This window comes from Agathobacter rectalis ATCC 33656 (assembly GCF_000020605.1).
In the GTDB taxonomy this organism is placed as follows: Bacteria; Bacillota; Clostridia; order Lachnospirales; family Lachnospiraceae; genus Roseburia; species Roseburia rectalis.
In genome coordinates, this window is sequence record NC_012781.1 from 2,290,480 (window position 1) to 2,311,019 (window position 20,540).

A 20,540-nucleotide genomic window follows, 5' to 3' on the forward strand; every position below is an offset into this window, starting at 1 on the left:
TCTATTCTTCCTCTTTAATCACCTTTAGGAAGCGCTTGACCTCCGCCCATGCACGCTTGGACTCCGGGAAATTGAGATATCCCATCTGGAACACATGAAACATCCCCTCATACACTGACAGTCGCACCTTAACGCCCTGGTTTCTTGCCTTTGCAGCGGCATCGACCGAGTCAGATAAGAGCATCTCTATCGAGCCCGCCTGTATGAGCATTGGAGGAAAGCCTCTGAAATCGCCAAACAGCGGCGATATGTATGGATCCATTTTATCGTGGTCACCGGGATAGTCATTCACGTAGATGAGACTGTCCCTTGTGTTCCCAAACAGTGGGTCCTTTTCATAGTTTGTCTCGTAGGATTCTCCTCCTGCTGTGAGATCGGTCCATGGTGACATGGCTACTATTCCTGCCGGAAGCGGCATGTCGTGGTCACGAAGATACATGGTGAGGCACATTGCAAGGCCTCCGCCCGCTGAGTCTCCTGCCAGCACAATCTGCGAGCCAAACCAGCCCTGTGACAAGAGCCATTTATAGCAGTCTATGGCATCCTCAAGTGCTGCCGGATACGGGTGCTCCGGCGCCACGCGATAGTCAGGCGTGAGCACTGAGCAGCCCTCACTTACCTCATTATAAAGGCCTGCAAATACATAGTATGCATTGCGCACTGCCCCCATATATCCACCACCATGCAGCTGCAGTATCACACGCTCTGTATTTGGGTTTTCCTTTGAAGATAAAAGCTTCATAGTGAAACCGCCCATATCTATATCCTCTGTTACAAAGCAGTCCGGAACAAGCCATGCAGGTTCCTTCATGCGCTTCCTGAGCTCTCCGGATTTTATTTTTTTGCCGATTGCAAGGTCATTTGTGATATGTCCCATCAGATTAGCAAGTATTTTTCCCTGTATACTGACTTCTTCATCTGCCACAGCTGCATTGCTATGGGCTTTTTCCGCATGCTCACTTTTCATGGCAGATAATGAATTCTTAAACGTCTTTTCAAGCTTATTACCCAAAGCTCCTATTATTCCAGTTTCATTATCACCATTACTATCGCCGTTTTCAATTTCCGGATGGTAGTTTCCCATCTCTTCATCCTCAAACATATGCGAATTTCCTATTCCATGAAAGCCTATCATATATGAAATCTCCGTTTCAGCTCTGTTCTAGCTCTTTTGTCACCGATAATCAGTGTTCCGAGAAACAAAAACAGCGATGCGCCCATCGCTCCCATTGCCAGATATGGGAACCATATGATCTTGACTGCCACAAGTATCATCGCAATCACGCTCATCAGCACAAGAAAAAGCTGCATCATCATGTAGCTCTGCCAGTTTCTTATGTTTACTATCATAAGTATAATTGTTGCAAGAACCATCGCCAGTATGGCACTTGGAAAAACAAATGTAAGTGCCCAGCCACTGGCTCCTGTGAGCAGGTCTATGCCCTCGAGAAACAGCACCGTGAACACAAATGTGCTTACAATTTTAAATATATATCCGTTTCTTCCGACTATTGCCAGACGCAGCGTCACATTCGCATAGATTACAACAAGAAGCACTATAAAGCTCCAGTTTATCTCATTGTCTGTCATGTAATCAACAGTTGTCAGCACAATCTGTCCTACTATAGACAGAAACAATATGATATTTTCCAGCAATCTGTATTTTCTTGATGCGCCCTTGACGTCAGGATATCTCGTACCGTTGTCATGGCTTGCTGTACTATCTGCCCTCTTTGCTGCACTATCTGTATCGTTTACGCACTTATCCGGCACATCATTATGCTGTTCAAAAACCCATTCAGTGCCCTGATGATTGTCCGATGACAGTTCAACCGGTGCCACAACCTGCTGGCAGAGCGGGCATTTATCTGTATTGTCTGCAATATACACACCGCATTTCATGCATTTAGTCATAATACTCTCCATTTGTCTCAATTGTCACTTCCACTCCGTAATTTACAAGCTTCTTAAAAAAGCTTCTCTGAATCATCGTATCGGCCAGAATAGATGAGAAAGTAAACACCAGCGTGTCCTTGTAGGAGCATATGGTGCCCTTCATAGGCTGTCCCTTGGACATTGGTATAAAGGAATAAAAGCCTGTTATATACGGCTCGTATTCCGGCTCCACCTTTATATTTCCAATATTGGTGATAGTGGTGGTGTTTGCCAGTGCCGACTGCGTATAGACCGCCTTCATTGCCAGATTTTTTATAAAAAGAGGCACCGGTCTCATCAGGATATTTTTCTGATTTGACACACTGTATGAGAAAAGATCCTCCAGATGCTCCTTCGAAATCTGTGAATTGATGGAATCCGTCACTATTCTAAGCACCTCCTCAAATGTGTAGGAGCTGTTTTGCGGTCTGAACTCAGCAGATATCATAACAAAAAAGTTCTTTGTGGTCACGGAGTCAAAATAAGGACGAAGATTCACAGGAACCGCAACCCTGACAGGCATATCGTTTGGCATGCCGTGAAAACACTCCTGATACACACTCCACACAAAGCATGCTACCAGATAATCATTTATGGAAACTCCATAGCGGTGGCAGACCTGCTTCAGCTGTGATACAGGCATCATGCCATGTATCAGCCCAAACTCTCCATCAGGTACCTTTTCCAGCTTTAAAAGATACGCCTTCTGCCTGTTAAAGCCACTTGGCTTACTTGATTTGTAGTTCTTTACAAAGCTGTCCTCTCTATTTAAGGATGTGCCCTGCGTCAATGAATCGCCCTTTAGCTTTGCAATCTCCGGATGTGTGAGACGCAGATACTGATAGGTGAGCTCCCTAAGGAAATTGATGCCGCCCATGCCATCTGTCAACACATGAAATACCTCAAGATTTATTCTGTTCTTATAGTAAGCACCCTGAAAAGATAGCTGTGATTCTTGTTCGGTCTTATAAATCTGCACGGAAATGTATTTTCCTCATGCACCTTTGGTGCCTTTTTGCCATTTTCCTCAAAATAGTTCCAGAATACTCCCATCCTGAGTCTCACATTAAACAGACCAAACTTCGGAAGCACTATATCCAGTGCCTCCTGCAGCTTTTCACTGTCAATCTCATCAGTTAAGGTAACTGAGATCCTATATACATTTGTCATGCTCTCCCCCGCTATACTAGGGAACAGATTTGCTGTGTTATCCAGCTTGTCCCAGCGGATTGAACGCGTTTTCGACATTTTAAATTCCTCGCTTATTATAATGATATAGCGAAGCAGCACCCTAATCGAGCCTGCCGTACACCTCCATCGGCACATATGCCTTTATCTGTATCCCATCAGCCACATATTCCTCCGACACAAGCTCGCCCTGTTTTCTGATGAGCTGTATCACGCCTGCCTTATCATATGGGATAATTCTCTCAATATATACCTTGTTCTCTCTTAATATCTCCTCTAAAAGAGATTTTACCTCATCTAATCCCAGATCCTTTGCCGCTGAAATGTTAAGAGTATAATCTGCCCTGAAATCATGCAGCGGTTCGTTGTCTGTGCGGGCATCCTGCTTATTAAAAAGTGTGACAAATTTCTTGTCTTTTACACCAAGATCATCCAATGTCTGGTAGGTTATGAACATCTGCTTTTCCCGCTGCATATTTGATGCATCAACCACATGGAAAATGATGTCAGCGTACTTTGCCTCCTCAAGGGTGCTCTTGAAGGCCTCTATCAGATGATGTGGCAGCTTTCTGATAAACCCGACCGTATCAGTTAAAAGCACCTGCTGCTTGCCATCAAGCGCAAGAATGCGCGTTGTAGGATCAAGCGTTGCAAAGAGCTTATCCTCCTCAAGCACATCTGCCTCTGTCAGGTGATTTAACAGCGTGGACTTACCTGCGTTAGTATATCCTACTATCGCAACAACCGGTACTTTATTTTTTTCACGCTTTGCCCTTGTGATATCTCTGTGCTTCTGCACCTCTTTCAGCTCCCTTCGAAGCTGTGCTATCCTGTCATTTATAAGACGGCGGTCTACCTCAAGCTTTTTCTCTCCGGGACCTCTTGTTCCTATTCCACCGCCAAGCCTTGACATGGACTTTCCCAGTCCCGACAAACGGCTTAATCTGTACTTGAGCTGAGCAAGCTCAACCTGTATCTTACCCTCACTTGTTGTGGCCCTTGATGCAAAAATATCAAGAATAACAAGTGTCCTATCCATAACCTTTGTGTCAAGGTACGTCTCCAGATTTTTCTGTTGTGCAGGACTCAGCTCATCATCGCACACAATGCCTGTTGCCCCTGTACTCTCCACAAGCTCTGCAATCTCCGCCACCTTGCCGGTGCCGACATACGTGCCCGGATGAATTTTTTCTCTTCTTTGAATAAGTGTGCCTACAACTGTCGCACCTGCTGTCTTTACCAGCTCCGCAAGCTCTGAAAGTGAATCATCTGCATCATCACCGTCCTGCTCACTTACTCCGACGAGCACTACTCTCTCCTCAATATCCTCTATCTTAATAGTATCTGCCATAATCTATCTGGTCTCCAAAAACTGATATTCTCTTGCTGCATCCTCGTCATCGGGATAATCCTTCATGTATTCCTCCATTTTGCTCTTTGCTGTAGCAAAATCGCCGGAATACTCATATGCTATAATCATAGCCTTTGTTATCTGCTGCTTGTTCGGCACACTTTCAAGTTCAAGTGCGTTCTGAAAATAAGTAATCGCAGTGTCATAGTTACCATTGTCCATCTGCGCCTGTCCCATATTCATCAGCTCATACGAATCCGCCTCACCGCTGTCCAGGTATTTCTTAAAATACTTCTGCGAGCTGTCATTGTCGCCCTTCTTCTGATATACCTCACCCATATAGTAGTTTGCCTTGACAAGTTTCTCATCAATAGCTTTTTGCAGACTCTTTATTGCTGAATCATAATCACCGAGCATGGTGTATATACGGCCTCTCTGCATATAGTCATCAGCAGTTTTTGCCTTAAGCTTTAAGGCATTATCCAGGTATTCCTTTCCCTGGTCATTCATGCCATACTTTGACAAGGTCTCATAAACACCAAGATAGAGCTCATAATTATCATTATTCTCACTGAGCGCCGTCTTAAAATCCTTCAAGCCCTTGTCTGAATCATTCTTGGCAAAATATATACAGCCTCTCAGATAGTATGCGTCAGAATCCTTATTATAGTCGATAATAGCCGTATATGTATCAATTGCTCCATCCACGTCACCGCTTAAATACTGTGCCTTGGCCTTATAATAACATATGTCAAGCTCCTCTGCGCCTACTGAGCCCACCGACTGGTCCAGTGCCTTCTGAAAAGCATCGACCGCATCATCATAGCTGCCGTTCTCTATACAGTTGATGCCATACTGTCTGTACGCATCCTTGTCCTTTGCCTTGTCGCCGGAGCCACAGCCGGTAAGCATGCCTGCTGTGAGCACTACGGTAAGCGTGAGTGCCATAAATTTATTCTTTATCATAATAGTTCTCCATGTGTATATTCTTCCCCTTATTATATATGTATTTGCCAAACTTGTAAATCCCGCCCTTACATTTCTGCTAGGGGCCCGCAGTTCACGGTGAGGCAGGATTATGAGATTGTAAGCTGCAATAGTACGGTTTATATGCGTGGTGTGGGATACACAGTCTCGTGAGTGCTACGCTGCGCTGCCAAGATACTGTAAGAATTATGCCTTGCAGGCTTTCTATGCTCGACGAAACCGTCGAAACTCGCCTTCCATGGCTCGATTTCTCCTTGTCCCGGCATCCCTGCCGGGCCATTTCTGTGTTACATGGGCATAATTCAACAGTATCTAAACAGCTTCGCTATTCGCTCTCACGAGACTGTGTATCCCCCACCACGCCCATAAACCTCACTTTCCCATAAAAAATATAAGTATAAGTAGTGCAACACATCATCTCACATCTCTCCACAACATAACAAGACGTAAGCACCGGCCACCGGTGCGCACACGTCACCCCAATCTCACCACAACACAGCAAGACGTAAGCACCGGCCACCGGTGCGCACACGTCACCCCACACATTTTGCCACAGCGTAAGGGACGTAAGCGCAGGGGACGGCGTGCACACATACTCTTGCGAGAGCGCATAGCGAAGCTGCCTAGTGTCTGTAGGATTATGCTTAGAACCACAGAAATGCACCGCCATGGACGGCGGGGCAAGGCGTTATGCGCCACGGACGGCGCATAAAAGCCGGTTTCGTCAGCCTGCGAAACACTCCGGGCATAATCCGTACAGACACTTGGCAGCGTAGCGTAGCGAACGCAAGAGTATGTGTGCACGCCGTCCCCTGCGCTTACGTCCCGACCTACCAAAAAAAGAACCCCCGCGGGATGCACCCGCAGGAGTTCTTAAGCCCAATTTGTATTTAAAGGAGGAAGAAAAATTCTAGGCCTCTAAATGCCAGATTTCATCATTGTACTGCTTGATTGTTCTGTCAGAAGAGAAGAAACCAGCCTTGCTGATGTTGACAAGCATCTTCTTAGCCCAAGCCTTCTTATCCTCATAATCAGCGTAAGCCTTCTCTTTTGTCTTGCAGTAATCCTCAAAGTCTGGGAATGTCATGAACCAGTCTTTGTTGAGGAGCTCGTTGTAAAGTCTCTCTAAGTTCTCCTTAGAACCAACCTTCATCATCTCATCACTTACAAGGAAGTCAACAGCCTTCTTTAAGTCTGCATCCTTGTCATAGTAATCCTTAGAGCAGTAGTCGCCTCTCTCATATCTGTCGATAACAGTCTGTGAATCCTCACCGAATACATAGATGTTCTCATCGCCGACAAGCTCAGCTATCTCTACGTTTGCTCCGTCACTTGTTCCAAGTGTAATAGCACCGTTAAGCATGAACTTCATGTTTCCTGTTCCTGATGCCTCCTTAGAAGCAAGAGAAATCTGCTCTGAAATATTTGCAGCCGGGAATAATTTCTCAGCTAATGTTACGTTGTAGTTCTCAACCATGAATACCTTAAGGTATGGACTTACCTCAGGATCATTGTTGATAATCTGCTGTAAGCAGAGGATTGCATGGATGATATCCTTTGCAATGATATATGCAGGAGCTGCCTTTGCACCGAAGAAGCATGTGATTGGTGTAGATGGCTTCTTGCCTGCCTTGATCTCAAAGTACTTACGGATGATGTAAAGCACGTTGAGCTGCTGTCTCTTGTACTCGTGAAGTCTCTTAACCTGGATATCAAAGATTGAATTGTCAGGTACGTCGAGATTCTGAGTCTTCTTTAAGTAAGAAGCAAGCTCTGTCTTCTTTGCGTTCTTGATGTCAACAAGCTTTGTGAGAACAGCGTCATCATTGATGAAATTGCCAAGCTTCTCCAACTCGTTCGCATCCTTCTTCCAGCCGTCACCGATAAGCTCTGTGATGTATGCTGAAAGCTCCGGGTTACAAGACATTAACCAACGACGGAATGTGATACCGTTTGTCTTGTTGTTGAACTTCTCAGGATATAACTTGTAGAAGTTATTGAGCTCTGTATTCTTTAAAATCTCTGTGTGGAGGTATGCAACACCGTTTACAGAATATCCGAAATGAATATCCATGTGTGCCATGTGTACAAGACCATCCTTGATGATGTATGTGCTCTCGTCAGCTACCTTTGCGCGAACCTTGTTGTCAAGCTCACGGATGATTGGCATAAGCTGTGGAACAGCCTTCTCCAAGAAGCTGATTGGCCATTTCTCAAGAGCCTCTGCAAGGATTGTGTGGTTAGTGTATGCACAAACCTTTGATACAATCTCAATAGCCTCATCCATCAGGATGCCCTTCTCCTGAAGGAGACGGATAAGCTCTGGAATAACCATTGATGGATGTGTATCGTTAATCTGAACTGCTGCATAATCAGCAAGGTCATGTAAATTAGAGCCCTTTGCCTCTGCCTCTGCAAGGATAAGTCTTGCTGCGTTTGATACCATGAAATACTGCTGGTATACACGAAGAAGACGTCCCTTATCATCTGAATCATCAGGATATAAGAATAATGTAAGGTTCTTCTTGATATCATCCTTGTCGAAATCAATTGTGTCGCCTACGATTGACTCATCAACTGACTCGATGTCGAATAAGTGAAGCTTTGTTGTACGGTTGTTGTATCCAACTACGTCGATATCGTAAAGTCTTGACTGTACTGTGAATCCGCCAAAGCTTACAGGATATGTGATATCTGTCTTTGTAAGCCAGCTCTCCTTTGTAATCCATGGGTTTGGAGTCTCCTTCTGGAGATTGTTCTCAAATACCTGCTTGAATAATCCATAATGGTAGTTGAGGCCTACACCGTCTCCGTTGAGCCCGAGTGTTGCGATTGAATCTATGAAGCATGCTGCAAGACGTCCAAGTCCACCATTTCCAAGTGAAGGCTCAAGCTCGATTTCCTCGATTTCAGCAAGTGACTTTCCGTTCTTCTCAAGAGTCTCTTTAACTTCATCGTAGATACCTAAGTTGATAAGGTTGTTTGATAAAAGCTTTCCGATAAGGAACTCTGCTGAGATGTAGTAGAGCTTTTTCTTTCCTTTGTTTGAAACCTTTTTCTCTGCCTTGTCTTTTACAAGCTCAAGTAATGCGTAGTATACTTCCTCGTCTGTACTAACGCTGATTCCCTTCTGAAGCTTTGTTTCGATTTCCTGCATGATTGCCATTTTGATTTCCTCCCAAATCTGTTATCATGTGTACACGCCAATGTGTCAAATTAACTAATTTTCATTTAGCGTGCTTAACTTCTTTGTGTCATTTGATGAATCAAGTATAATCCATTACACTGCACAATTCTTGCAGTATACAGTCGAAAACTTGCACAATCCTATCATTTTTCGGTATTTTTAGTGGCTTTTTAAGAAATAATATGCTAAAATATCATCATGAATATATTAGAATATGAAAATTATCACGAAGACAAAACACATGTGGAGCTTACGTTCCCATACAATACCTACCTGTGCTCTATTCCTCTTGATTTTTCCGGAGTTCCGCTGCACTGGCATGATGACATGGAGCTTATCTATATAAAGAAGGGCTGCGGTCATATATCTGTGGATTTTAAGGAGTACCATGTCACAGCGCCAAGCCTTGTGCTGATTCTGCCGGGACAGCTTCACTCTATAGACCAGTATATGGATGAATCGATGGAGTACGAAAATATCATATTTTCCCTGTCGATGCTGCTTCCCGGAAAGTACGATTACACCAAGGAGGATTTTCTTACCCCTCTCTTAGCCGGCAGATTCACAGTTCCGACGGTTTTTACACCGGTGTATCCATACTACGAGGATGTCGTGGCTCCAATAGATGCATGCGATGAGATTTGCAAGACGATGCCGCAGGGCTATCAGCTTTATATAAAGAGCAAGCTCTACGAATTCTTTTTTGTGCTTGATAACCGCTGCCGTAATCTGACAAAGCCACTAAAAAGCAAAAAGACTCTTGATAAGATGAAGGTTGTGCTCAAATATGTGGAAAATAATTATGCCGACAAAATCTCTATCGCTGATATCGCTGATGTAGCCGGGTTTTCCGAGTCTCATTTTATGAGGTATTTTAAAGAAACCATGGGCACATCGTTTGTTGACTATTTAAAGGACTACCGCCTGACCATGGCTGCGAGACTTTTGCAAAGCTCAGACAGCTCGGTGCTTTCTATTTCCGGTGAAGTGGGGTTTGAAAGCCTGTCATATTTTAACAGAGCCTTCAAAAAGCACTATGGCATGACACCTCTGCAGTATCGCAAGGGCAGTTGACACCACTCTAGACAGTTACAATACAATATTTCATAAATAAACGATGGAAAATAATCATGAAAAAAAATACATACATAAAAATGACTGCCCCATTCCGTGAAAATAACAGGGCAGCCCGAAAGCTTGAATTAATCAATAAAATATGCACTTATTTAGTTTTTATCACATACCCTGTATACGTGCTGTATCTGTGCTTTACAGCCGGTCATATGCTTGCACTCTCAATCATTGCTCCGTTTGTCGGCTTTATTGCAGTATCGGTTTTCAGATATATCATAAACAGACCACGTCCATACGAAAAATTTGATATGCCGCCTGTCATTCCAAAGGATACCCTCGGAAGGTCTTTTCCTAGCAGGCATGTTTTTTCTGCATTTATAATTGCATTTACTGTTTTAATATGCTCACCTTCTGCTTCGCCTTTATGGTTCACCGGCATTTTGCTTGCAGTCATTGCAGCTATCATTGCCTGTGTCCGTGTGATATCAGGTGTGCATTTTATCAGCGATGTTATCGGTGCTTTTGTTTTTGCAGTCATTGAAGCATATATAGTAACTGTTTTCTTTTTATAAATAGCTGTTAGTTGTTTCCACCATCAACACTCTTTTTTACAGCGTTTCCGGCATCATCTACGGCATCCTTTGCGCCGTCTATTACATCCTTGCCGGCATCGCCTGCTCCGTCTATTACATCCTTGCCGGCATCACCTGCGCCGTCTATCACATCTTTTCCGGCATCGCCTGCTCCGTCTATCACATCCTTGCCGGCATTTCCGGCGCCATCTATGATATCCTTGCCGGCATTCCCGGCATCGTCGGTGGCAGAGCCACCTCTTTGTGTATTTTCAACCATTGAGGTGTCAGCCACATTACTATTGTTTCCACAGGCTGCAAAAGCACTTGCAGCAGCGAGTATCAGGCAAAGTGCCAATAAATATTTAATTTTCTTCATTGTATCAGTCTCCTTTTCGTTTTGGAGATAGTATGGGCAATTTTTCGTAATTTATACATCATTCGTAACTATTCTGAACCACTGAGAACAAAAAAGCTGATGCGTCATGCATGCATGTAAGTGACAGTTTTTCTTGTTCTCAGCTTTTTAACTTAGGTTTCGTGATGAGTGCCGCGATATATGAAAAGATTAGTGCTGCCGACACTCCGACGGCACAAGCCTTAAAACCGCCCTTAAACAAGCCAATAAAGCCCTCGCTGTCCACTGCCTCCTTCACACCCTTCCACAGTACATTGCCAAAGCCCAAAAGCGGTACGTTTGCACCGGCGCCTGCCCACTTTGAAAATGGCCCGTATATGCCGACAGCGCCAAGCAGCGCTCCTGTGCACACGAGCATTACCATAATTCTGCCCGGCATGAGCTTTGTTTTTTCCATTAAAATCTGTACGATGGCGCAGATTATACCACCCACGACAAATGCTTTTACATAATCCATTATATCCTTACACCTTTCTTCTATTTTTGAACGTGCAGCCCATCCCAAAAACGGCTCGTTCACCCTATCTCGTTCACCCTATTATATATGTGAAGCCATCAGCTTCAAATTACAGCTTCAAGCACTACACCGTGTGCAATTCCCGGTACTGACTCGCCCTCGTTGAAGCTGACAGGCGAAAGAAGTGCTCCTGTAGGCACAAAAAGTATACGCTTCAATTCACCACTTCTTAGCTTTGGCAGGTAATATGCTGACAAAACGGTTGCCGAGCATGCACAGCCCGAACCACCTGAGCCTGTGTTCTGGTTCGTTGCATCAAACATCTTCATGCCACAGTCCTCGTGATTTTTGCTTATGTCCACGCCTTTTTGCCTGCACAGGTCAATCAGTATCTTCTGCCCGACGCTTCCAAGATCTCCTGTCACTATCCTGTCGTAATAGGAAGCCTTTCTGCCAAAATCACTCAGATGATTTACTATCAGCTCACAGGCCGCAGGGGCCATTGCAGCGCCCATGTTCATGGCGTCCTTTATGCCATAATCCACCACAACTCCTGTTGTGATTCCCTCAATCTGTACCTTCCTTGATATACTATCTGCATTGTCACACACGGCCTGTATCTCATTACCACCTGCTCCACTGCCCACAATAAATGCTGCACTTCCTGTCACTGTCCACGTCGCTGACACCGGTCTTTGATTGGCGTACTGGTTAGGGAAGCGAAACTGCTTTTCGGCACTGCCAAAGTGACTCGATGTCACTGCCACCGCATGCCTTGCATACCCTGCTGCCACAAATGCCGCGGCAAGTGAGAGCGACTCCCCGCATGTGGAACATGCTCCATACACTCCAAACCACGGAATGCGGAAGTTTTCCACACCAAAGGTTGTGGCCATAGACTGTCCGAGCAGATCTCCTGCAAATACATAGTCCATGTCGGATGCATCCAGATGTGCTTTTCCAAGGGCCATTGTGAGTGCATCGCGCTGCATGGAGCTTTCCGCCTTTTCCCACGTATTCTGCCCAAACCTGTCATCTTTGCCTACAATATCAAACAGACCACCAAGCGGTCCGTCCGCCTCCTTTGTGCCTACAACCGAACTGCTTTCCAATATAAAAGGAGCCTCCGTAAAACGGAGACTCCACTTTCCCAATTTTTGCTGCATACCGACTCTCCTTACTCTTAATCTCATCAAATCATAGATTTAATTAATGTCAGTATGCACAAACATATAAAATATATTCATTCAGATATAACAGCTCTATTTGCCATCATATGACACAACTGCGTCCACATCATACTTGCTAAGAAGCTTTCTGCCATTAAGACCTGCAAGCTCAATAAGGAAAAGCATCTTCACAACCTCTCCTCCAAGCTCCTCAACAAGCTCTGCTGCTGCCTGCATTGTGCCTCCTGTAGCGATAAGATCATCCACAAGAACCACCTTCTGACCGGGCTTTACTGAGTCCTTGTGCATCTCAATTGTTGCTGTGCCATACTCAAGGTCATATGTCTTTGATACAGTTTCACATGGCAGCTTGCCTGCTTTTCTCACCATGACAAACGGTTTATGAAGCGCATATGCTATCGGCATGCCAAAAACAAAGCCCCTTGATTCTGCTCCTGCTATCACATCAAAATCAAGTCCGTCAAGCCTCTTTATCATCTCATCAATTGCAAGCTTTAATCCATCTGCATCCTGGATAACACTTGTCACATCGCGGAACATGATGCCCTTCTCCGGGAAATCCGGGATAGTTCTGATATAGTCCTTTACTGTTTTCATTGTATGTACCTTCCTTATGTGTATTTAATATGTATTTACATATATATTCATAATGCATTTGTCCTTTTGTATGCATTACCATTTTACTCTCTTCGGACAGCATATGCAAATCATATTCACTAAAAACACTTTCTAAAATCACTTAACCTTATGATACCCGTCTATGCACTCCACGACATCCACTATCTCTATCGTGCCGGCATGTGAATCAGCCACAAAGCGTATATCAAATTTGCCGTATCTCATGCCATAGATATAATCCTTGGCCTTGTTGTATGCAGCTCTTGGATCCTGTGCCAGAATATGCTCCACAGTAATGCGGGTACCTTCATCCATACAGCTTTTGAGTGCCTCATCCCTCCATATAACATGCACCGTATCCCATCTGTGCTCTGCGGCAAAGCCCTCTGATGCCTCAGGATGTGAGTCTGAATATGCCAGATACGGCTTTATATCATAGATTGGTGTGCCGTCAAGCATATCTACACCTGACACATGAATTATGGGTCCCTTGCTGCTTTTGTACTCAACCTTATCAAGCCTTACAGAGGATAGTCCCATGCCGTTTGGGCGAAACGGCGAACGTGTGGCAAAAACACCTCTCTTTTCCCGGCCTCCAAGCCTGGGTGGTGTGACGAGCGGTGTGAATTTCTCCACCCTGTTTTCAGAAAAGCCCCATATAATCCACAAATGTGTGAACTCCTCTATTCCTCGAAGCGCATCGGGGTTTTGGTATTTTGGTTCAAATACTATCTGCCCTGCTGCCTCAGGCACAAGGCCGCTCTGCCTTGGAATGCCAAATTTCTCTCCAAATCCGGTGTGCATAATCGCAACCGGCTCTATAGTCTTCTCATACATATTTTTATACCAGTATTTTATTCAGTATATCATCCTCGAGCACAAGCTTCTTTGCCGCATCGCGATACTCCTTCTCATGCAGATATGTGTGCCTGAACGGCTTCATGGATGGCGCCATATCTATCGCATCCAGAAAATCCTGCTTTCTCATGCCAAGAGTGGCCGCATAGTCGAAAAAGCCTGTCCTTTTGAGCACTGTGCACACCCTTACATATCTGTGATTTTGCACTACACTCATGATATAGGTTGCTATGCCGACCTGTATGCCATGAAGCTGCGGATGCTCAAGAATTTTGTCAAGCGCATGTGAAATAAGATGCTCGCTGCCGCTGGTCGGCGCACTGCTTCCCGCTATCTCGTTTGCTATGCCGCTCATGGCAAGCGAATCCACAAGCTCCTTTAGGAAAAGCTCATCCTTTATGCTCTCATAAGGTGTACGCACAAAGCTGTTGACCGCCTTTTTAGCAACCATCACGGCAAAGTCATTGACCACTCCTGCACCATGTGCTTCCTCAAAAATCCAGTCATAGAGTGCTGTAATCTTTGACACCATATCCCCGATGCCTGAATATATAAACTTCTCCGGTGCTGTGCGGATGACCTGTGTGTCAACTATGATACCATGCGCAAGCTTTGCAGGAACCGACGTACGCTTGCCGTGCACCAAAAGTGATGCACTGGCGCTAGAAAAGCCATCGCTTGAGCTTGAGGTCGGCACACTGATAAATGGCATATTTCTTAGAAAAGCTGCATATTTTCCTGCATCTATTACCTTTCCGCCGCCCACTGACACAACTGCCTTTACCTTGTTTGGTATATCAAAAGCAAGGGTGATGATATCGTCTATCTCAACCGTATCAAGCTCGCTGTACTCAAGCACGGTAATACCGGCATCAGTAAGCGACTTCATTATAGTATCTCCAAACATATCTATGAGACCGTTTCCCATAAAAATGACTACGCTCGTCAGCTCCTCACTCTTTAAATACTCTCCGATTTTGTTTAATGTTCCATTTCCCACCTTGAGGATTGATGGAATGGATATTGCTTTTCCTGTCTGCATTTTCATTCTCCTCTTTTTATTTAATATGCCGGACTATCATTGCTTTGCATCATAAATTGTCGCACTGTAGCCCTGTTTTTTCTTGCTGTCATACATGGCGGTGTCTGCCCTTCTGTAGAGCTGATCAAACGTGATACAATCCATTCCGTCATAAAAGCATGCGCCAAGACTGAGCAGTATATGCTTTCCATTCATCTCTGCTATATCAATATGCTCTATGTTTGAAAAAAGCCTGTCAAAAAAAGCTTCTGCCCGCTCTTTATCAAGCATCCCCGGTATAAATACCGCAAACTCATCCCCGCCCAGGCGAAGCACGACATCATCATCACGACATGATTTGCGCAGAGTATCAGCAATTGCTATTATCACCTTGTCACCTACCGCATGTCCATAGGTGTCGTTTATTGACTTAAACTTGTCACAGTCTAAAAGGCATAACAGACCGCACTGTTTGCGGACGAGATACTCTGTTATCTTATTCTCTCCACTTCCGCGGTTGCGTATACCTGTCATCAAATCAATCTGTGCCAGATACATAAGCCTGTCTTCACGTCGCTTTTCCTCGTCAATATTCTCCACGCAGTAAAGCACATGCCACAGCCTGCCATCTGCATCATAGTCTACAGGAATAAACCTTCCACGGCACCAGCCTGATACCTTTCCGATAAACTCGTGCACTATGGTATTTTTTCCACGAAGTCTGTCCTCTACAGTACTGATATCCACAAATTCAAGTGTCTCTTTGCGCTGTGCCTTTGTACAGAACTCATTCATCACACTGTTTATATGCCCCGGGAAATCCTCATCTATCCTATATTCCCCGTCACTTTGCGGTTTTACATCCAGGAAGTGTACAACCTCATCCAAAGTCTTTACTATATGGTATCTGTGTGTCTGCACATTTACCAGTGCCATGGATATATAGATACTTGAAAGTGATGAATAGCTGCTAAGCATCGCTTCCTTATTCGACTTTGTGAAGGAATTGCGCAGCTTAAGCAATGATATAAGCAAGGTTCCTATCATATCTAGGAACGTGGTCAGTCCGAGAGTATCACTTTCCGGTGGATTATCCACACCGAAAAAGCCCTTTATCTCATCCTTGTAGCGGATTGGACATACCACCAGGTTCTTTACATTTTGCGCCTTTAACAGATTATAGGAGACCTTGTGCTCATCCTTTATCTGCTCTATATCTGTGATAATTACATTCCTGTCCTTGTCAAAGGTCTGATACCACCAGCCTATTATGTCCATATCGACATTCTGCAATTCATGTATCTCCGGCACTATTCCATCCGCACACCACTCATATGTATTTTTGGTGACATGCTTCTCATCACAGTCCTCAAATATATATATGCGGTCAGAACCGATATGTTTTCCGAAAAATCTGATAAACTCATTAATCTGCTCATCCGGTGTATCATAGTTGAGTGCAGATCTGAGTGCCTCATTTATAACAAGCTCGTATTTTATAATTGTCTTCATACCTTCTGCATCCTCGTATTGTTACTTGTATATTACTCGTATTATTCAAAACCACCACACACATTCGCAAAACTGCACGATGTCCGCGCTTAACAACATTATACCAAATTTTTTCAAAAATGCACATAAATCATGGTATTCTTACCATTATTTTTTTCTCTTTATTTTCAATCATCGTAAGCACAGGAATGTGCTTCTTTCTGAGTGCACGTATAACCGGATATGTCTCAAATGCGTTTCCTTCCACATACACTGCCTCCGGTCTGTACTTTACAATCTGCTTCACCTGCTCCTTTACATATGCTTTCCACTGTGGCTTCTCCATCAGTACCTCTGCATATGCTGTCTCACTGTCAAGCTCTGTTAATTCAAGCTGCGGAACAGGCATTGCATCAACATGACAGATATGCACACCCTTTATTCCTCGTGCTTTTGCAACATTTATAAGCAGCTCGTCTGTCTGACTGTCACATGCCATGGCTGCAGTATCTCCTTTACTGCCATACCATACTATCACAGAGCTGTCTTTATGAAGAGAAAGCGCCTTTTCGCATGCCTTTACAGCTTCATCCTGCTCCTTAACAGTCATGATAAAGCCTCCCTTATGACAGAATATCGCACCGGGAATTCCTGTAGCATTTACCAGCTCCTCACCTTCAAGTCCAAGCCACTCTGCCGGAAAAGAACACTTGTAATTCATCGAATACTCTCTTTTCTGTGGCTGTATACAAAAGCCGCCTCTGTTTGACGGAAAAATAACAAACGCGATATCCGTCTCACTCAGCGCCTTCTGACACGGTATAAACTCAGGAAGCACCAGTATTCTGCTTGCCGGATCGTGCTTTGCAAGCACCTCCTCCACTCTCTTATCGGCTCTCTCATTGCCACGGTATCTCTCAAATTTGTTTTCCAGTATCATGCCTGCCACGCTTACCGCCTGAAAGAAAGCCTCATCGCTGCCACCCTCATAATCCCATGACGGATTGAAATTGCCTATAAGTGTTGCAAGCTCGTTTTTCTCACCTGTATTGTCATTGTTGTCGAGAGGCTGGACAAATGACTCATCAAATTTCACCGCAAGCTCCTTACCTAGAATATCCGCTCCAACAGCCTCCCACAACAGGCCAAATGCCGCATACGGCACACCGTTTTCCCTGATTCTGCTGTCCTTTTGATGATGGTCAAACTCACCACGCCCTATATCAAAAACTATTCCTGTGAAATCATCAGGCACACTGTTGCCCCTTGTTATGCTGATCTCAGGGTTTATATACAAAAGCAGGGCTGATGAGAACACATCATCTGCATGAAATTTGCCGCCATGTGTAAAGGCACAGGCATCCTTTTGTTTTATCTGCTCTATTAATCTGCTCATTTTTTAACCTCATATGTATTCTTTTACGCTGTGATACCTTATAACTCTTTAATCATAATTGTAATATTCCAAATGTCAATATAATTGATGCTAAAACATCAGTTGACATAAAGTAGTTGTCTGTATTACTATATCTAATACAAGCAATACAATTATATCACTTACAAGTTTTGTCAGATTACAGCCTGCTCATAAATATTGATGCATTTCAAACAGGCTATGACATATAAACAGTAAGATACAGGAGGTTCACATGATAATAGAACTCGACATGTCAAGCAGTACACCGATATACGTACAGCTTAGAAACCAGATTGTAAAGGGAATAGGCAAAGGTGAGCTAAAGACCGGTGAAAAGCTTCCAACCGTGCGCCAGCTTGCAAGCGATGCCGGTGTAAACACAATGACGGTCAATAAAGCCTATCAGATTTTGAAAAATGAGGGATTTATCCGTACAGACAGACGGCTCGGCGCTTTTGTGTCAGAATCCATCGCAGATGATACCGATTTCACTGAAAAGCTGGAATCAGAGCTTGAGCTTTTAAGTGCTGAGGCCTGTCTCACCGGAATGAGCCGTGAGGAATTTTTATCAATGTGTGATAAACTGTATTCACAAATGAAACCATGTACCGCTTAGCAGAGGAGGCAGACTATGGAAATTATGATGTTTATTATCTTTATAATTACAAATCTTATTATCATACTATGTATGCAATTTGCGTACACACACGCCTATAAATATGAAAACGGCATGTATCTCAATGTACATATTCCATCATCTCACAAAGAAGATGCCGAAGTAACCGAAATCGTCACCACCGGAAAACGCAAAATGAAACACTTTCAAATTGCCAATGTGATTATCTCCATTGCGATATGCTTTATTGTTTTTTTTAACATTGCTGTTTTTGTTCTGGTATATATTATCTGGATGTTCGCATATATCTTTGGAATTATTCATATTCCAAACAGCTCCCACCGGAAAATGTATGCTCTGAAAATACAAAACGGATGGATAATAGAAACCCAACGTAAAAAGGTTTATATCGACACCCGCGTTTCAGCAGAAGCCGGTGCCACGACAGTCAGCTATAAATGGCACGCACTCTTTTTAATTACTGAGCTTGCAGCATATATACCATACTTTATGCTTGGTGACACCCATTACAATATCCTTATGATTTCGCTGTTTTTGTGCTCTGTTTTAATATCCACACTTTCGCTGGTATTTCATGCTTTTATAAACAAAAGCGAGCGCCACGTATACAGCATGGATTCAAAGCTCAACCTTATTGTCAACAATACTATGAAGAAATATAAAAGCATCGCAATGCTTCTCCTAAGCGGGCTAAACGCCGTCGCATGGATTTATGTAGCATTATACACAAGTATCACCGGAATACTTCCGGCATCATCATATTATGTGTATATTTTCATTCAGTTAATAGCCGTTTTGGGATTTATTGTTCCAATTTATATGGGCTTAAACAGAAAGAAGGAACTGCTGTCTGCCAACACCTCACCAATAGATGTGGACGATGATGAATACTGGAAAACCGGCTACTACTATAATCCCGACGACAAACATATTCTCATTGAAAACCGCATGCAGTCCGGCAATTACACGTTTAATTATGCTAAAAAAGGCGCGTGGATTTTCACAGGAATCACCTGTGCAATAACAGCCGGCTGTATCATCCTGGTGTTTGTCTGCATGCTTCCTTTGATTAATATACAGGAAAAAATCACTATGACAAACAATAACCTTACTATTTCTGCCGGTGGATATACAAGCAAGATTGATGTAAATGACATCACAGAGCTTAAGCTTCTGGACGAGCTGCCGGATGACAGTTTCCTGCGTACAAACGGAGCCTCTACCGACAGCTACGATATCGGAAGGTATGAAGGACGCACCCTTGGAAAATGCAGCCTGTATGTATTCGACGGATACTCTCCTATTCTCATGATAAAATCGGATGATACACTGGTGTTTGTAAATTCTAAGGAAGATGGAGAGATAGAGGGGTTGTATGAAGAATTAAGTCAATAAATTTGTTCTTTTTATGTTATACTGTAATCGTATACCTAAAAAGAAAGCAGGCAAAATCTATGAAAACACGACAAGAAGCATTAGACTACGGCTTATCATTTCCAAATACATATCAGGAAGCACCATTCCACGACCCAAACTGGCAGCTCATCCGCGTAAAGGACAGCAAAAAGGTTTTCCTGTGGACCTACGAGCGCAATGGTTTTATCAACTTAAATGTCAAGGTATCTCCTGCCTGGCGCGACTTCTGGAGAGATGCCTTCCCATCGGTCATCCCCGGCTGGCACCAGAACAAGGACAACTGGAATACCATCATTCTCGATGGCAGCATACCTGATGACGCTATAAAAAACATGATTTCAGACAGCTATGACCTTGTCACCTATAATCCGACCCGGCTCATATATGAGGCTGTAAAAAGGATTCCAAAGGGTTGTGTTGCCACATATGCACAGGTTGCTGAGCTTGCAGGCAATAAAAAAATGTGCCGGGCTGTCGGCAATGCCCTGCACAAGAATCCCAATCCTGATGAAATTCCATGCTACAGAGTGGTAAATGCAAAGGGTGAGCTGTCAGGGGCATTTGCCTTCGGCGGAGCCGATGAACAGGCTAACCGTCTAAGAGCAGATGGCATTGAGGTCATAGACGGCAGGGTTGACCTTGATAAATATGGAATACGGATTGTAGATGATGTTATATATACAAAAACAACAGTGGAACCACTTACTTAAATAATGGTTCCAC

Annotated in this window: 20 protein-coding genes; 5 read left to right on the forward strand and 15 right to left on the reverse strand. The window is 43.9% G+C overall.

Going from position 1 to position 20,540, the window contains the following annotated elements:
* Position 1: 1 nt before the first annotated feature.
* From EUBREC_RS10910 to EUBREC_RS10935, 7 genes are all read right to left on the reverse strand, one after another.
* Positions 2–1,135 (reverse strand): alpha/beta hydrolase, encoded by a 1,134-nt coding sequence (locus EUBREC_RS10910; RefSeq protein WP_012743243.1) that lies wholly within the window; start codon positions 1,133–1,135, stop codon positions 2–4.
* Entirely contained in the window at positions 1,132–1,914 is a 783-nt protein-coding gene (locus tag EUBREC_RS10915; protein WP_041254156.1) for a DUF6320 domain-containing protein, read from the reverse strand. The genes EUBREC_RS10910 and EUBREC_RS10915 overlap by 4 nt, the downstream gene beginning before the upstream one ends.
* Positions 1,907–2,914 carry a hypothetical protein gene (locus EUBREC_RS10920; protein WP_306718514.1) on the reverse strand — a complete coding sequence of 336 codons (1,008 nt, stop codon included), beginning with the start codon at positions 2,912–2,914 and terminating at the stop codon, positions 1,907–1,909. The genes EUBREC_RS10915 and EUBREC_RS10920 overlap by 8 nt, the downstream gene beginning before the upstream one ends.
* Positions 2,845–3,183: a hypothetical protein gene (locus EUBREC_RS18025; protein ID WP_306718515.1), complete on the reverse strand. Its 339-nt coding sequence runs from the start codon at positions 3,181–3,183 to the stop codon at positions 2,845–2,847. The genes EUBREC_RS10920 and EUBREC_RS18025 overlap by 70 nt, the downstream gene beginning before the upstream one ends.
* 43 nt (positions 3,184–3,226) lie before the next feature.
* Entirely contained in the window at positions 3,227–4,474 is a 1,248-nt protein-coding gene (gene hflX / locus EUBREC_RS10925) for a GTPase HflX (RefSeq protein ID WP_012743247.1), read from the reverse strand.
* A 3-nt stretch (positions 4,475–4,477) separates the two neighbouring features.
* Positions 4,478–5,440: a tetratricopeptide repeat protein gene (locus tag EUBREC_RS10930; protein ID WP_012743248.1), complete on the reverse strand. Its 963-nt coding sequence runs from the start codon at positions 5,438–5,440 to the stop codon at positions 4,478–4,480.
* Positions 5,441–6,371: 931 nt separating this feature from the next.
* The gene (locus EUBREC_RS10935; protein WP_012743251.1) at positions 6,372–8,627 is read right to left on the reverse strand and encodes a glycogen/starch/alpha-glucan phosphorylase; all 2,256 of its coding nucleotides are present in this window, start codon (positions 8,625–8,627) and stop codon (positions 6,372–6,374) included.
* A gap of 219 nt (positions 8,628–8,846) precedes the next feature.
* Between EUBREC_RS10935 and EUBREC_RS10940 the strand changes: the two genes are divergently transcribed.
* Together EUBREC_RS10940 and EUBREC_RS10945 are read left to right on the forward strand one after the other, a co-directional pair.
* On the forward strand, positions 8,847–9,722 hold the full coding sequence (locus EUBREC_RS10940; protein WP_012743252.1) for an AraC family transcriptional regulator: 876 nt from the start codon (positions 8,847–8,849) through the stop codon (positions 9,720–9,722).
* 56 nt (positions 9,723–9,778) lie between these two features.
* On the forward strand, positions 9,779–10,294 hold the full coding sequence (locus tag EUBREC_RS10945; RefSeq protein WP_012743253.1) for a phosphatase PAP2 family protein: 516 nt from the start codon (positions 9,779–9,781) through the stop codon (positions 10,292–10,294).
* Between the two features lie 7 nt (positions 10,295–10,301).
* Here the strand turns inward: EUBREC_RS10945 and EUBREC_RS10950 are convergent, their stop codons facing one another.
* The 8 genes from EUBREC_RS10950 to EUBREC_RS10985 form a co-directional block, all read right to left on the reverse strand.
* Positions 10,302–10,673 carry a hypothetical protein gene (locus tag EUBREC_RS10950; protein ID WP_012743255.1) on the reverse strand — a complete coding sequence of 124 codons (372 nt, stop codon included), beginning with the start codon at positions 10,671–10,673 and terminating at the stop codon, positions 10,302–10,304.
* 139 nt (positions 10,674–10,812) lie between these two features.
* Entirely contained in the window at positions 10,813–11,169 is a 357-nt protein-coding gene (locus EUBREC_RS10955; RefSeq protein WP_015517362.1) for a SpoVA/SpoVAEb family sporulation membrane protein, read from the reverse strand.
* A gap of 104 nt (positions 11,170–11,273) precedes the next feature.
* Positions 11,274–12,335, reverse strand: a complete 1,062-nt coding sequence (locus EUBREC_RS10960) for a stage V sporulation protein AD (protein ID WP_041254157.1) — start codon at positions 12,333–12,335, stop codon at positions 11,274–11,276.
* Positions 12,336–12,431: 96 nt separating this feature from the next.
* The gene (locus EUBREC_RS10965; protein WP_012743258.1) at positions 12,432–12,956 is read right to left on the reverse strand and encodes an adenine phosphoribosyltransferase; all 525 of its coding nucleotides are present in this window, start codon (positions 12,954–12,956) and stop codon (positions 12,432–12,434) included.
* Positions 12,957–13,094: 138 nt separating this feature from the next.
* On the reverse strand, positions 13,095–13,814 hold the full coding sequence (gene tsaA / locus EUBREC_RS10970) for a tRNA (N6-threonylcarbamoyladenosine(37)-N6)-methyltransferase TrmO (protein ID WP_012743259.1): 720 nt from the start codon (positions 13,812–13,814) through the stop codon (positions 13,095–13,097).
* A gap of 4 nt (positions 13,815–13,818) precedes the next feature.
* Positions 13,819–14,877, reverse strand: coding sequence for an iron-containing alcohol dehydrogenase family protein (locus EUBREC_RS10975; RefSeq protein ID WP_041254159.1), 1,059 nt, complete (start codon positions 14,875–14,877; stop codon positions 13,819–13,821).
* A gap of 36 nt (positions 14,878–14,913) precedes the next feature.
* A complete protein-coding gene (locus EUBREC_RS10980) occupies positions 14,914–16,368 on the reverse strand; it encodes a sensor domain-containing diguanylate cyclase (RefSeq protein ID WP_012743261.1) in 1,455 nt (484 codons plus the stop codon).
* A gap of 130 nt (positions 16,369–16,498) precedes the next feature.
* Positions 16,499–17,743: an MYG1 family protein gene (locus EUBREC_RS10985; RefSeq protein WP_012743262.1), complete on the reverse strand. Its 1,245-nt coding sequence runs from the start codon at positions 17,741–17,743 to the stop codon at positions 16,499–16,501.
* Between the two features lie 253 nt (positions 17,744–17,996).
* Between EUBREC_RS10985 and EUBREC_RS10990 the strand changes: the two genes are divergently transcribed.
* From EUBREC_RS10990 to EUBREC_RS11000, 3 genes are read left to right on the forward strand one after another with little or no spacing between them, the layout of a single operon-like run.
* On the forward strand, positions 17,997–18,380 hold the full coding sequence (locus tag EUBREC_RS10990) for a GntR family transcriptional regulator (protein ID WP_012743263.1): 384 nt from the start codon (positions 17,997–17,999) through the stop codon (positions 18,378–18,380).
* Between the two features lie 15 nt (positions 18,381–18,395).
* On the forward strand, positions 18,396–19,796 hold the full coding sequence (locus EUBREC_RS10995; protein ID WP_012743264.1) for a PH domain-containing protein: 1,401 nt from the start codon (positions 18,396–18,398) through the stop codon (positions 19,794–19,796).
* A 59-nt stretch (positions 19,797–19,855) separates the two neighbouring features.
* The gene (locus EUBREC_RS11000) at positions 19,856–20,527 is read left to right on the forward strand and encodes a methylated-DNA--[protein]-cysteine S-methyltransferase (RefSeq protein WP_012743265.1); all 672 of its coding nucleotides are present in this window, start codon (positions 19,856–19,858) and stop codon (positions 20,525–20,527) included.
* The last annotated feature ends 13 nt before the right edge of the window (positions 20,528–20,540 follow it).

Coding starts and splice junctions, on each gene's coding strand:
- EUBREC_RS10910 (WP_012743243.1), bottom strand. CDS start 1,135: ATGATAGGCTTTCATGGAATAGGAAATTCGCATATGTTTGAGGATGAA.
- EUBREC_RS10915 (WP_041254156.1), bottom strand. CDS start 1,914: ATGACTAAATGCATGAAATGCGGTGTGTATATTGCAGACAATACAGAT.
- EUBREC_RS18025 (WP_306718515.1), bottom strand. CDS start 3,183: ATGTCGAAAACGCGTTCAATCCGCTGGGACAAGCTGGATAACACAGCA.
- hflX (WP_012743247.1), bottom strand. CDS start 4,474: ATGGCAGATACTATTAAGATAGAGGATATTGAGGAGAGAGTAGTGCTC.
- EUBREC_RS10930 (WP_012743248.1), bottom strand. CDS start 5,440: ATGATAAAGAATAAATTTATGGCACTCACGCTTACCGTAGTGCTCACA.
- EUBREC_RS10935 (WP_012743251.1), bottom strand. CDS start 8,627: ATGGCAATCATGCAGGAAATCGAAACAAAGCTTCAGAAGGGAATCAGC.
- EUBREC_RS10940 (WP_012743252.1), top strand. CDS start 8,847: ATGAATATATTAGAATATGAAAATTATCACGAAGACAAAACACATGTG.
- EUBREC_RS10945 (WP_012743253.1), top strand. CDS start 9,779: ATGAAAAAAAATACATACATAAAAATGACTGCCCCATTCCGTGAAAAT.
- EUBREC_RS10950 (WP_012743255.1), bottom strand. CDS start 10,673: ATGAAGAAAATTAAATATTTATTGGCACTTTGCCTGATACTCGCTGCT.
- EUBREC_RS10955 (WP_015517362.1), bottom strand. CDS start 11,169: ATGGATTATGTAAAAGCATTTGTCGTGGGTGGTATAATCTGCGCCATC.
- EUBREC_RS10960 (WP_041254157.1), bottom strand. CDS start 12,335: ATGCAGCAAAAATTGGGAAAGTGGAGTCTCCGTTTTACGGAGGCTCCT.
- EUBREC_RS10965 (WP_012743258.1), bottom strand. CDS start 12,956: ATGAAAACAGTAAAGGACTATATCAGAACTATCCCGGATTTCCCGGAG.
- tsaA (WP_012743259.1), bottom strand. CDS start 13,814: ATGTATGAGAAGACTATAGAGCCGGTTGCGATTATGCACACCGGATTT.
- EUBREC_RS10975 (WP_041254159.1), bottom strand. CDS start 14,877: ATGCAGACAGGAAAAGCAATATCCATTCCATCAATCCTCAAGGTGGGA.
- EUBREC_RS10980 (WP_012743261.1), bottom strand. CDS start 16,368: ATGAAGACAATTATAAAATACGAGCTTGTTATAAATGAGGCACTCAGA.
- EUBREC_RS10985 (WP_012743262.1), bottom strand. CDS start 17,743: ATGAGCAGATTAATAGAGCAGATAAAACAAAAGGATGCCTGTGCCTTT.
- EUBREC_RS10990 (WP_012743263.1), top strand. CDS start 17,997: ATGATAATAGAACTCGACATGTCAAGCAGTACACCGATATACGTACAG.
- EUBREC_RS10995 (WP_012743264.1), top strand. CDS start 18,396: ATGGAAATTATGATGTTTATTATCTTTATAATTACAAATCTTATTATC.
- EUBREC_RS11000 (WP_012743265.1), top strand. CDS start 19,856: ATGAAAACACGACAAGAAGCATTAGACTACGGCTTATCATTTCCAAAT.